Below are 12775 nucleotides of genomic sequence, written 5' to 3'. Positions count from 1 at the left end.
CAGGTACATAATCATGTTCTTCGGAAAAATCCACTTTACTATAATGTGTTGGGTTACCTTTACTGCCAAATACCATGCACGGAAATTTTTAACTGTGTGATTTTAATATCTCTACAGTTTATTATATTGATAAAGGAAGAAGAATTTAATCTACTACTAGAATGAAGTAAGTCTTTAAAAGGGAAGTGATAGTTAAATGCTTTATATAAGCGATATCGAAAAGATAATTAATAACACATTAAACGAGAACAATTTGGATATTATTCATGAATTTGACAATAGTCTAAGCGCTCCTATGAGTTATAACGTATCGACCAATACTATAAAATTCAATTACCTTCAAGTTAACGGTTATAAAGGGAAAATTAGAATTAAAGAGACAGAGGAAGACTTTGTTAAAATTATTCTTTATCGTATGATTGGTTATTATTTAGATTTTAAGAAAAACAAACATGATTTAAGGATTTTAATGTATGGTCACGAAGAAGAAAAAGAAAAGCTAAAATCTGAAATAGAAACTAATGCTTGGGATTATGGGAGAACATTTGTACCTGAACAACTATTGGAGTCATATGATAAAGTTCGTGAATTAGATAAAATGCTAATAAAATAATGTACTCTAAGAAAATGGAGACCCGATTTTAAATTAAAACAAGAAAAAGAAGCCTCCTCCTTGAAGAATCTCTCTGGAGCTGACTTTTGATTGATTAAACTGATATCCAATAATACAAGACGCAGAGAAAGAGGAGTTGTCTTAGCAAGCTTGATGAATAAACAAGGGAGAAAATCACGTTCAAAGTTGTGCTCAATTTTTAAGAGAAAACATGGAAAAGCATATCGATTACTTGACTAAAGACATACACTGGACTGAACATACTTCTGAAGAAAGGTTTTATGAACAACAAATACTAGATAAAGAGGAAAGAGAATTATTGTTTTAAGTGGGCTACAGAAAACGATTGCGTAGATAAGTATTATGACCTGTTCATTCAAATTTGTTTATAGCAGTAATTTTTATACAGCAGACCATAATTACGATGTTTTTACCAACCAAACTTGAAGAATTTAATCGATAGCAATTTCTTGCAAGCATCCAAATCTATACGCATAACATTGACGGTTTCTGTTAATACGATCATATACATTGTAGCGTTAGGAAGAGGGAAATCAACCACACCGCTTTACTTGGTAAATAGCAACAAAGTATGCGAAAACAGCCTATTCAAAAATCTGGGCAGGTTAGTTGAAGATCATTTTCAATAAAATGACATATATAAGCCATTTCCATACAAAGATGTTGTAATATAAAAGGACAAGTAGGAGGTTGAGAAGATGAAAACTTTTGAGTTGAAATCAGGAACAAAAGTAATAATAGATGAAAGTAGAATAGTAATAGAAAGAACAGGTGGAAAAAGTGCAATGAAGGGTTTGCTTGCAGGGCGAGCAATGGGGCAAATGACCATAAAAACGTCAGCAGTGACTGGGTTAATTCACTTTGCTGACTATTTAATGATTTGTGCTTTTGGACTCCCTACTCCTAATGATTTTAAATTATCCAGCGTGGCAGAGATAAAACAATACCCTAACTGTATTGTGGCAAAAGAAAGTGAATTAGAAGAGTTATATCAATTTCTCAATGGATTTATCAAGTAATGATTCCATAAAAGGCTTACCTTTAAGGTAAGTCTTTTTGTTTTGAGGTTTCCATAGGAAAATAAAATACAACTGCTTTGGTTTTTGAAAAGGTAATTTACGTTATAGTTCAAATACAATTGTTGTCATTTGAGCAATTAATAAATTGAAGCTCCTGTTCCCTAACTGGTCAGTGAAAGAAAATGAAACGATTAGTCACCATGATAATTTGTAGCAGGCCACCTGCTCACCATCTGCTCACACATGTGCTAACACAATTATTTTTTTGAGCCTTATTTCTTTAACTGATTTGATATCAAGAAACCTTGGAATATCAATTTTTTTACATTTATTTAAAACAAATTACCGGTCTATTATATGAAACAAATTGATAGGGTTGGGGTCGTGGGTTCGAATCTCTCACAGGTCATCAACTGCCAAAGGCTCAAATCCTTGATATAACAGGGGGCTGGGGCTTTTTTAATTTTTCATTTCCATTTATATTCCTGTGTGTTTATGCATTGCACAAAGTTGTACAGAAACTGCGCGTGATGTTGAATCGTTCGTTGCATGACGTTACCCACTTTGATAAACTATGCAGAAGTGCATTTCACTTTGATTGTTGGGATTTACTATCGAGTGGCATAGATAAGATGTATGATCTTTACATAAATCAGGGCCTGTAAGCGGTGGGTGCTCCTTTACTGCATTCACTGCAGACTTGTGGAAGTAAGGGGATAAAGGGACAAAACTCATTGCATGATGATACAAAACCTTAACAATTTAAATGTGTTTCTAAGACAAGACCATCTGTTCCCTCATACAGCAGGAGTTGTATGGGGGCTTGTATTTTATCAAGAATTTTCTGTTTAGTTGACTATACAGTAATAAAATAAGGAGGAAGCAATGAACAATTATAAATTGACCATTCAATACGATGGCGGGCGCTATAAAGGCTGGCAACGACTCGGTAATAGTGATGATACGATTCAAGGGAAAATAGAAAATGTATTAACGGAAATGGCGGGGGAGAAAATCGAGATCATCGGATGCAGCAGAACGGATGCCGGTGTACATGCCCTTGCTCAAATCGCCAATTTTAAGATTGGGGAAAATCTGACTGAAGCTGAAATCATGAATTATTTGAATAGGTATTTACCAAGAGACATCAGCATTGTCGAGGTCAGGCTAGTTCCTGATCGTTTTCATGCCCGTTATAATGCTAAGGATAAAACCTATTTGTATAAGATCTGGAACGAGCCATATACAAATCCTTTCATGCGCAAATACAGTATGCATGTAGAGAAAAAGCTGGATATCACAAGAATGAAAAAAGCATGTCAACATTTTATAGGTGTACATGATTTCACGGCTTATTCAAATGCAAAGTCTAAGAAAAAATCCATGGTGCGTGAAATATATTCCATAGATATAGAAGAAGATGCCGGATTCATCCAAATTACAGTTCGAGGCGATGGATTTCTTTATAATATGGTTAGAAAGATTGTCGGGACGTTGATAGAAGTTGGGTTGGGTGAAATAGATGCTGGAAATATACCAAGCATTTTAGAGTCAAAAGAAAGAATCCAAACGGGCCCTATGGCGGAGGCAGCTGGGTTATACTTGGTGAAGGTTGATTTTTAGACAAATATTGATGCATCGGTTAACGCATGTAAAGTGTACAGGCAGTAGATAAAGGGAAGTAATGGAATAGAACGAAAAAAGGAGAGATTTTCATGAGATTGGCAGGAAAGAAAGTAATCAGTCTTGTGCACCATGAATTTGAGGATTTAGAGCTCTGGTATCCGATTTTACGATTAAAAGAAGAAGGAGCGATTGTTCACCTCGCTGGAGAAAAGGCAAATGAAACATATATAGGAAAATATGGTGTGCCAGCTATATCTGAGTATGAGTATGGCAGTATTAAAGCTGAAGAATATGATGCCATACTTGTACCGGGGGGATGGGCACCTGACAAAATTCGCCGGTTTCCTGAAGTGATATCACTTATCCAAAGCATGGAAGAAAATAAAAAAACCATCGGGCAAATTTGTCATGCTGGTTGGGTATTGATCTCCGCTAAAATTTTACAAGGGAAGAATGTAACGAGTACACCGGGCATTAAAGATGATATGGAAAATGCAGGGGCGACTTGGATAGATAAGCCCGTCGTCGTAGATGGTAACCTTGTATCAAGCAGGCGTCCACCTGATCTACCGGATTATTTAAGGGAATTGATAAACGTGATTGAAAAGAGTTAATCACCATAGTCGTGAAAAAGTGGTTTTTTCTTCTGGAAAAACCACTTTTATTATTCCTGCCATCCAATTACGCGAATGCGATATATTTAACGACAATTGATCATGATTCCCGCTGAAAGGCAATGGATTATTCCCTTGATTGATCCTTAATCAAATCAATATACAAATTCCCTTTTGTTCCTACGACAGCATAAGAAATGTCAAAAACAGAAAGGTTTCTTTTTTTGAGCTCAGCCATTAACCATTCATCATCGTAGGTTTGTTTGGATAAATTTTCGTATAAGATCTTCCCATCATAGATCATCTCTATCGGTACAGTTCCAGCTGAGGCCACTAAAGCTATATCCTGCTTGGTGGTATTTTGGTATTGTGTTTTTTTTAATACAGAGAGGGAGCCATTTATCTCTAAAATGGCACACTCCACTTCTTCTAAATTGAAGATATCCTTTCCCCGCAAAGCCTGTTTAAGAGAATCCAGTGAATACCCCATCCGCTGCATTGGCTCTTCGAGGATTTTTCCTTTTTGAATTAAGGCAACAGGTTCTCCAGCGATCCATTTTCCGAAGCGCGGATTTCGAACCGCCACAAGATTCAGTATAAAAACGATGGAACCCATAATAATAATTGCAATGATAGGATACAGGAATTTAACTTTAATATTGAATGCTAGATTTCCTGCAAGTGTCCCCATCGTAATTGAAGCGATATAAAGGTGATAAGTCCTTTGGGAAATCGTCTGTTTACCGAGCAGATGGACAAATACCCATAATAAAATAAAAGCTATAAAGGGTCGAAAGATGATTTCAACAAATCCTTGCATGACTATTTCTCCCTTTTAAAAATCACGACAGTTCGTAATAGTATGTTCTTACAGCAAGCCCATTATTCTGTAATTTAAAAAGGAAAAAGACAGGAAACTGTCTTGCTTCTTTTTATTTGGTTCTATAAATCGATGGATATGTTTACTTAGTATCGATTAAGAAATTTCTTCGAATAATAGTATCAAAATACATCTGTACGGGGGTATGTTTTGAGAAATATTCGGGAAATTTTCATTGACGATTTAAAAAGCATTTATAAAAATTTCTTTGTTTGTATCGTAGTAGTTTTTCTCATGTTCATCCCTTCCATTTATGCGTGGTTTAATATTGTCGCATCTTGGGACCCGTATGCAAATACGGAAGGAATTCTTGTCGGCGTTGCCAATAATGATAAAGGTGCGGAGTTAAATGGCGAAGCCGTGAACATAGGCAAGGAAGTCGTAGAGGGGTTAAAGGAGAATAAGGATTTAGGCTGGAGATTCACTTCGGAAAAAGAAGCGAAAGCTAAGGTGGAAAAGGGGGATTATTATGCATCCATCATCATTCCGGAGAACTTTTCCGAACATATTGCGACAATCATGACCGATGTCCCTAAAAAGGCGAAGATTGATTACTATGTGAATGAAAAAATCAATTCCATTGCTCCTAAAATTACGGCAGCGGGTGCGAACAGCATTGTGGACAACGTGAGCAAAACCTTTATCAAATCGGCCAGTGGGAGTATCCTTGCGATATTTAATGAACTGGGAGTCACCCTGCAAAATGAGTTGCCGACAATTCAAAAAATGAAGAATATGGTGTATTTATTAGAGGGGCAACTGCCTGAGCTTGAACAAAATATCAAAACCGTTCAAACACATGTTAAAAAGGCTGAAGATATCATTAAGAAGGTCAATGATGGATTGGATTCAATAGAAGGAATAACGTCCCAGAAGGACAAATTGGTATCGGACGTTTCTAGTTATGTAGAGTCAACAAGGCAGGCATTCGAAGGAATCGCTCCCCTCTTGAAAAATGATATCGCGAACATCAGGAGCGATAATGAATCCGTTTTAGTACTGGCAAACCGGCTAACGGGTCAGGATTTGCCTGACAATGAGTCGAATCAGCTAGTGGAACAAGGGGTAACGAGGATAAATAAAGAGTTGTACCTTTTGGACAGTATGTATAATTTATTGGTGAGAGTCAATCAATTTAATGAGAAAAACTTGCTTCAGCCAGAAATACAGCTAGTTGATGAATTAAGGGATAATACTTCGAACCAACTTCAAGCGCTGAATGACCGAGACTATGGCAATCTTATCGAACTTGGCGGGAACAATGATCAAGTTTTGACAAGCTTCCAGGAAAGTTATTCAAAGGAAACAAGACCAAAATTCAATGAAATCTGGAACGAAACGGAATCAATATTGAATAATGTCCAGGTTACGATGGCGGAGGGAACCAAGGTTCTTCCTGAGGTGAGGACGCTGTTGAATGAGACCAATCGAACATTGGAAACACGTACAGGGGATATCGATAAGTTAACGAATAAGTTTCCGGAAATCGAAACGAAAATAAAGGCTCTAGCTTCTAAAATGAGGGAAATCGATAAGTCTTATGATATGGAAGAAGTGATCGATTTCCTAAGAAATGATATTGAAAAAGAAAGTGAATTTTTTTCAGAACCGGTGCTGCTCAATAAACATAGTCTTTTTCCGATTCCGAACTATGGATCCGCCATGTCCCCTTTCTTTACGGCCCTTTCCCTTTGGGTCGGCGGTACAATATTGATTTCCATGCTTAGCGTGGGTGTTTCTCAAAAAGTTTACAGCCCGTATCAAATTTATATCGGGAGGTATCTTATTTTTTTCATCATTGGGGTAATGCAGGCTCTTAGTGTTTCCATTGGGAATATCATCTTTATCGGTGTTTATGTAGCGGATAAGTTTGAGTACATCCTATTTTCCGTTCTGATAAGTACAGTATTTACACTCATTGTCTACACCTTCGTTTCCGTTCTTGGAAATGTTGGAAAAGGGATAAGCGTGGTCTTGATGGTCCTTCAAATATCAAGTTCTGGCGGCACTTTCCCCATTCAAGTCACACCGCCCTTTTTTCAACATATTAACCCTTACTTGCCATTCACCTATGCTGTGGGTTTACTTCGTGAATCCGTTGGGGGAATAACATGGAGCGTAGCTGGCAAGGACATTTTTATCCTGATTATCTTTTTAATAATCACGCTCATATTAGGTATCATTTTGAAAAAGCCACTGCATGCAAGGACACAAAAAATGAAGGATAAGTTGTATGGAAGCAGGATTTTTTAAGGTTATAAAAGTGGATATAAAAATTAGCCTGAACCCTTACATGGGCTCAGGTTTTTTATTTCTGAATGGAATTTGCCCATATGTATTTTTGTGTGAGTTTGGAATATTTATCAATACAATGACAATCTAATAGAAAGATACCGATAAATTAGAATTTTTGCATTTTTATAGTTGACAAAAACCATTGGATTAATCATTATTAAGAAATAATGTTTAGTAAATCGATGCGATATAAAAGTGGGGTGACCATATGTATTTAACAATAGATGGCATTGAAAAAAGTTTTAAGAATGAAAAGAAAGAAAGCATAAAGGTGCTCGATAAGATAAACCTAGAGGTCGAGAAGGGAAGCTTCGTTTCAATCGTCGGCCCTTCAGGGTGTGGTAAATCCACACTCCTTTATCTGGTTGCCGGCCTTGATAAGGCAGATGCAGGGGAAATACGTGTAGCTGGGAAAAAAGTGATGAAGCCAGGTCCGGAACGGGTCGTAGTATTTCAAGAGGCGGGGTTATTCCCTTGGTTGACGGTACTTGAAAATGTTACATACGGATTGAAGTTAAAGAAGATTCCCAATGAAGAGGCTAAAGCAAAGGCATTGGACATTTTAAAAATGGTTCACCTCAGCCGATATGTTGACTCCTATCCACATCAACTATCGGGGGGCATGAAACAGAGGGTAGCCATCGCAAGAGCGTTGGTGATGGAACCGGATATCCTGTTGATGGATGAGCCATTCTCTGCGCTGGATGAGCAAACGAGGATGGTCTTGCATAAAGAACTGCTCGAAATCTGGAGAAAAACTAAAGTGACAATCTTTTTCGTTACCCATAATATTCGTGAGGCTGTTCAGCTTTCCGAAAAAATCATCGTCTTTGCAACCCGTCCCGGGAAAATTAAAGAGACGATTTCCGTCCCTTCGATGAAAGATGGAGTTATGCCGGATAGTGTAACTTTGCATACAGAACAAAGGGTTCTATCGATTTTACAGGAGGAAATTGAAAAAGTGCTGAAGGAGGAAATGGGGAATGATTACAGCTTTAAGACGAATCATATTCATCGCGATGATAGCGGGGATATGGGAAGTCACATCTAGACTTTCCAGTCTTCCGGAATTCATGTTCCCAAGCCTGACCCAGGTTTTGGAAACTCTGTTTAATGGACTGATGAGCGGACAAATAACTGAAGCCATCGGAAAAAGCCTTGGCCGTATCCTGATCGGCTTTACGATTGCCATTATAGTAGGTCTAATATTAGGATATTTCATTTGGCGCTTTAAATTGGTTGAAGACACTCTAGGATTCGTCGTGACGGCCTTACAGTCCATCCCGAGTATCGTGTGGTTCCCTTTAGCGATCATTTGGTTTGGATTAAATGATTTTTCGATTCTCTTTATCGTCACCATCGGCGCAACTTGGACGATGACGGTTAATGCAACAAGTGGCTTCCGGAATGTACCCCAGTTGTATCAGCGGGTTGCCAAAACATATGGATCGACCGGGTTTCATTTTCTTCGCACCGTGATTTTACCAGCATCCGTCCCGCAAATAATATCCGGTCTCCGAATTGCATGGGCCTTTTCCTGGCGTGCACTGATGGCAGGTGAATTACTTGGCGGGGGAGGCGGTCTTGGGCAATTGCTGGAAATGGGCAGATCACTGGGACAAATGGATTTGGTCATCTCCGTGATGATCATCATCGCAATCATCGGAACAATCGTGGATAATGTTGTCTTCTCCCGCCTTGAACGTAATGTTCAACTGAAATGGGGAGTGAAGTAACGGTCGTTTAATAAAATAATAGTTCAAAAGGAGAGAAAAGTATGATGAAAAAATCATTTTTTGCCCTTATTCTGTCTGTGTTGTTAATCGGAATAGTAAGCGGATGCACTCAGTCCAGAAGCAATGATGAAGAAGGAGAAGGTTCTGGGGGGAAATCCGTGAAAATTGGGTATTTTCCTAACTTAACCCACAGTGCAACGATCATTGCACTCGAAAAGGGCTTTTTCAAAGAAGAGTTCGGTAAAGATGTTAAGATTGAAACCAAAACAGTGGCCAATGGAGGATTATTCATGGAAGCAATGGCTACAAACGCCATTGATGTCGGAACGGTCGGGCCTGGTCCATTGCTTAACTTTTACGTGAAAAACCCTGAATACCACTTGATCTCCGGGGCTGTTAATGGAGGAGCCGTACTAGTGGCCAGCGAGGGCAGCAAAGTTACGGATTTAAAAGATTTGGGCGGTAAAAAGGTAGCGATTCCCGTCATTGGAAGCACACAGGATGTCATGCTAAGGAAGGCCCTTCAAGATGTTGACTTAAAGCCGACTACGAATGGGGGGACGGTTGAGCTGTATGCGGCCGCACCTGCTGACACAACCGCGCTTTTTGTCCAAAAATCTGTCGATGCAGCAGCAACTCAGGAACCATGGGGTTATGTATTGGAAAACCAGGCAAAAGGAAAGTTATTGCTTGACTGGGATCAATTTGCATGGGGGAAAGATTCACCTAACACGGTTGTGGCTGCAAGCCAGAAGTTCTTGGATAAAAAGGGGTTCGCTGCTTCTTATTTGAAGGCGCATGAAAAAGCGGTGAAGTTTATACAAGACAACCCTGAAGAAAGCCAAGAGCTGGTTATTAAGCATTTGAAGGAACTGACTGGAAAAGAATTAAGCAAAGATGAAGTGGCTTCAGCATTTTCACGCCTTGAAGTGACGACTGAAGTTAATGAGCAAGTCATTCAGGAAATGGCAGACATAAGCAAAGAAGCTGGTTATATCCCTAGCAATGATATAAAAGGCATGATCGATTTATCAATTCTTGAAGAAGTGTCCAAATAAATTGAAACAAGCAAGCGCCTCAGTCATCCTGGCTTTGGCGCTTTTTTTGTAATCAGGTAAAGGCAAAATTATTCCATTGCATTGCGCCTGGGAATATAATCATGCATGTAACCACGGCAGGTCATGAAATCCCTGTTATGGGCATACTTGATCCAACGCTTGGATAACGTGATCAACCTCATCCCAGGAATGGATGGTAGCGCCTGAAGCCAGTGAATGTCCCCCACCATTGAATTGACGTGCGACTGAAGCGATGGGAATGCTCCGTGAACGTATCCTGACACGGATTTCAGAAGGATATTCGATGAAGAAAGCCCAGATTTTATTGCTCCTGACACTCGATAGCGTGTTAACTAAATTCGAAGCTTCAATTCGATCCACGCCATACATATTTAACAGATCCTCCGTAATAATGAAGTAAGCTACCCCTTTATCGGTTACATTGAAGCTCATGAGGATGTCTGTTTGAAGTCTTGAAGCGTTTTTCGTCTTTATATTAAGGCTGTTATGGATTCTTTCGGGATGAATATGATAAGTTCTTAAGTGCGAAACCATTTTTAATGTCCTGGAAGTTGTATTCCCATTCATGAAATTACCTGTATCACTAATTATTCCTGCATAAAATGATTTAGCCGCTTCTTTATTCATGATAAAGCCTTCCGGAGATTCCAAGAATAAATCAACAAGCATTTCACTGGCAGAGCTATAAGAAGGGTCGACCCAGGAAAAATCACCAAACTGCTCATATTCGGGGTGGTGATCAATCTTGATTAGCATGTCCCCGTGATCATATCGTGAATCACTGATCCGTGAAATGTTGGCAGTATCACAAACAATCACTAAGGCACCTTTGTATTTGTTATCGGAAATGACATCCATATCACCAATGAATAGAAGCTTATCCACTTCCTCGCCTACCGCATAGACTTCTTTAGAAGGATAGGAATGCTTCAAAAGCTTCTTTAAACCGATTTGTGATCCCAATGCATCGGGGTCCGGATTAACATGGCGATGAATGATAATTGTGTGGTATTTCTTAATCGCTTCGATTATTTCCGCTTTTTTATTGTTCATATCGTCATCTCCTTTCAATCTTTCCTTGTCTGTCGAGTGATAATCGATAGTATGAAAAATTCATATATTGACAATTATGCATATTCAATCATCCCATGCCTCACGAATAAAGGCAATTTCCGATTACTATGGATTGAGGGCTGTATTTTTATATTAAACGGGAAGTATGCTAATGAGTATTTCAGTGGAAGTAATGAAAACACCAGAACAAAATTATTGCAAAATTCAAAAAAATAGACTATACTAAATTTACCAAACCGATGACAGCAAGTTACCTTGCTGCATGGCCGGCTTGTCATAAAACTGGAATCCATAAAAGTTGACTTGGTTCACTTGATCTTCCTTTGCAGGAAGACAGTTCGTGGATAGGGGTCAGTGAAACATTCAATGTAATGACATTGTTGGTTTTACTGGCTCTTTTTTGTGTTTCCCGACAGTTTGAAAGGGGTGATGATATGAATGGAGCTTTGGAAGGAGTCAGGATTATCGATGTATCCCGTGTTTTGGCGGGGCCGTTTTGTTCAATGATCCTCGGTGATTTGGGTGCCGATGTTATTAAAATCGAGCATCATGAGGCAGGGGATGAAACGAGAGGATGGGGTCCGCCATTCGCCCAAGGGGAAAGCGCTTACTATTTATGTGCCAATCGAAATAAGCAAAGCATGACCTTGAATTTAAAGTCGGAACAAGGGAAAGAAATCTTCCGGAAGTTGGTGTCTTCAGGGGATATTGTGATTCAAAATTTCAAGACGGGCACGTTGGAAAAAATGGGGCTGGGTTATGAGGGTTTAAAGGAAATGAACCCCAAACTGATCATGGCCTCGATTACGGGATTTGGTTTAACCGGACCTTATAAAGATTTGCCTGGCTATGATTATATCATTCAAGCGATGAGTGGTTTGATGAGTATCACAGGAGAAAAAGATGGAAGCCCCGTGAAGGTCGGGGTGGCCATAGCTGACATATTGACTGGCTTGTATACATGCATTGGCATTTTAACCGCTTTGCATCATAGGGATGAAGCGGGGGAAGGACAGGAAATTGATATTTCGTTAATGGATTGCCAGGTTTCTTCATTGGTGAATGTCGCCAGCAACTATTTATTCAGTGGCCAGACCCCTGAACGAATGGGAAATCAACATCCCAATATCGTTCCATACCAAACGTTCCGGACAAGTGATGGGGAGCTTGTTGTGGCTGTAGGAAATGATGATCAGTTCAGGAGATTTTCAGCCGTTATCGGCAGACCTGATTTAGCCGAGCAGGAACAGTTTAAGCATAATGAAAAACGTTTGCTGAACAAGGAAGGATTAATACCGATAATAGAGGATTTGTTGAAAGGAAAGACAAAGAAAGAATGGAAAAAGCTATTTGATGATGCAGGTATACCCAATGGACCGATTAATGATATCGCAGAGATGTTCGAGGACCCGCAAATCATCGCAAGAGGCATGTTGGTGAACATGGAACATCCCACAATCGAAGATCTTAGAGTGACGGGATCGCCACTGAACCTTTCAAAAACACCGGTTACGATGAGAAAGCATCCGCCACTGTATGGTGAGCATACCGGTTCCATTCTGGCTGAAATTGGATATAGTCCAGACCAAATAAACAAATTCAAGGAAAATAAAATTATTTAGGAGGAATTTTAATGATGAATTTCGAATTAACAGAAGAGCAGCAAAGTGTGAAGAAAGTGGTAAGGAAATTTGTTGATAAGGAAATTATCCCATACATTCAAGAGTGGGATAGGAAAGGTCAATTCCAGCCGCATATTTTAAAAAGGTTAGCGGAATTGCAGTTGATGGGCGTTTGTATACCTGAAGAGTATGGTGG

Annotated in this window: 12 protein-coding genes; 10 read left to right on the top strand and 2 right to left on the bottom strand. The window is 39.2% G+C overall.

From position 1 onward, the window contains the following. The first annotated feature begins 196 nt into the window (after positions 1-196). From ACFVSH_RS17530 to ACFVSH_RS17515, 4 genes are all read left to right on the top strand, one after another. On the top strand, positions 197-613 hold the full coding sequence (locus tag ACFVSH_RS17530) for a hypothetical protein (protein ID WP_387596161.1): 417 nt from the start codon (positions 197-199) through the stop codon (positions 611-613). Positions 614-1332: 719 nt separating this feature from the next. Beyond that, a complete protein-coding gene (locus ACFVSH_RS17525; protein ID WP_192203754.1) occupies positions 1333-1653 on the top strand; it encodes a hypothetical protein in 321 nt (106 codons plus the stop codon). Positions 1654-2538: 885 nt separating this feature from the next. Beyond that, on the top strand, positions 2539-3276 hold the full coding sequence (truA, locus tag ACFVSH_RS17520) for a tRNA pseudouridine(38-40) synthase TruA (RefSeq protein WP_387596158.1): 738 nt from the start codon (positions 2539-2541) through the stop codon (positions 3274-3276). 92 nt (positions 3277-3368) lie between these two features. Next, complete coding sequence (locus ACFVSH_RS17515) at positions 3369-3893, top strand: type 1 glutamine amidotransferase domain-containing protein (protein ID WP_387707099.1); 525 nt, start codon at positions 3369-3371, stop codon at positions 3891-3893. Between the two features lie 127 nt (positions 3894-4020). On the opposite strand, the gene ACFVSH_RS17510 is transcribed toward ACFVSH_RS17515, so the two are convergent. Next, positions 4021-4713: a DUF421 domain-containing protein gene (locus tag ACFVSH_RS17510; RefSeq protein WP_387596152.1), complete on the bottom strand. Its 693-nt coding sequence runs from the start codon at positions 4711-4713 to the stop codon at positions 4021-4023. 210 nt (positions 4714-4923) lie between these two features. Between ACFVSH_RS17510 and ACFVSH_RS17505 the strand changes: the two genes are divergently transcribed. The 4 genes from ACFVSH_RS17505 to ACFVSH_RS17490 all read left to right on the top strand — a co-directional run bounded on the left by ACFVSH_RS17505 (position 4924) and on the right by ACFVSH_RS17490 (position 9862). Further along, positions 4924-7026, top strand: a complete 2103-nt coding sequence (locus tag ACFVSH_RS17505; RefSeq protein WP_387596149.1) for a YhgE/Pip family protein — start codon at positions 4924-4926, stop codon at positions 7024-7026. 250 nt (positions 7027-7276) lie between these two features. Further along, positions 7277-8119: an ABC transporter ATP-binding protein gene (locus ACFVSH_RS17500; protein WP_260284040.1), complete on the top strand. Its 843-nt coding sequence runs from the start codon at positions 7277-7279 to the stop codon at positions 8117-8119. After that, positions 8052-8804, top strand: a complete 753-nt coding sequence (locus ACFVSH_RS17495) for an ABC transporter permease (RefSeq protein ID WP_076367033.1) — start codon at positions 8052-8054, stop codon at positions 8802-8804. The genes ACFVSH_RS17500 and ACFVSH_RS17495 overlap by 68 nt, the downstream gene beginning before the upstream one ends. Before the next feature lie 41 nt (positions 8805-8845). Beyond that, a complete protein-coding gene (locus ACFVSH_RS17490) occupies positions 8846-9862 on the top strand; it encodes an aliphatic sulfonate ABC transporter substrate-binding protein (protein WP_387596145.1) in 1017 nt (338 codons plus the stop codon). A 135-nt stretch (positions 9863-9997) separates the two neighbouring features. Here the strand turns inward: ACFVSH_RS17490 and ACFVSH_RS17485 are convergent, their stop codons facing one another. Next, a complete protein-coding gene (locus ACFVSH_RS17485; RefSeq protein WP_387596142.1) occupies positions 9998-10936 on the bottom strand; it encodes a DHH family phosphoesterase in 939 nt (312 codons plus the stop codon). Between the two features lie 455 nt (positions 10937-11391). On the opposite strand from ACFVSH_RS17485, the gene ACFVSH_RS17480 reads away from it, so the two are divergent. Both ACFVSH_RS17480 and ACFVSH_RS17475 read left to right on the top strand, forming a co-directional pair. After that, a complete protein-coding gene (locus ACFVSH_RS17480; protein ID WP_387596139.1) occupies positions 11392-12579 on the top strand; it encodes a CaiB/BaiF CoA transferase family protein in 1188 nt (395 codons plus the stop codon). A gap of 14 nt (positions 12580-12593) precedes the next feature. Continuing rightward, a partial coding sequence (locus ACFVSH_RS17475) for an acyl-CoA dehydrogenase family protein (RefSeq protein WP_387707097.1) occupies positions 12594-12775 on the top strand: 182 nt, incomplete at its 3' end.

Source organism: Peribacillus sp. NPDC058002 (genome assembly GCF_042886655.1).
Lineage (GTDB): Bacteria > Bacillota > Bacilli > Bacillales > DSM-1321 > Peribacillus > Peribacillus aracenensis.
The sequence above is the reverse complement of the archived record's forward strand: the minus strand, read 5'-3'. Positions and strand labels throughout refer to the sequence as shown.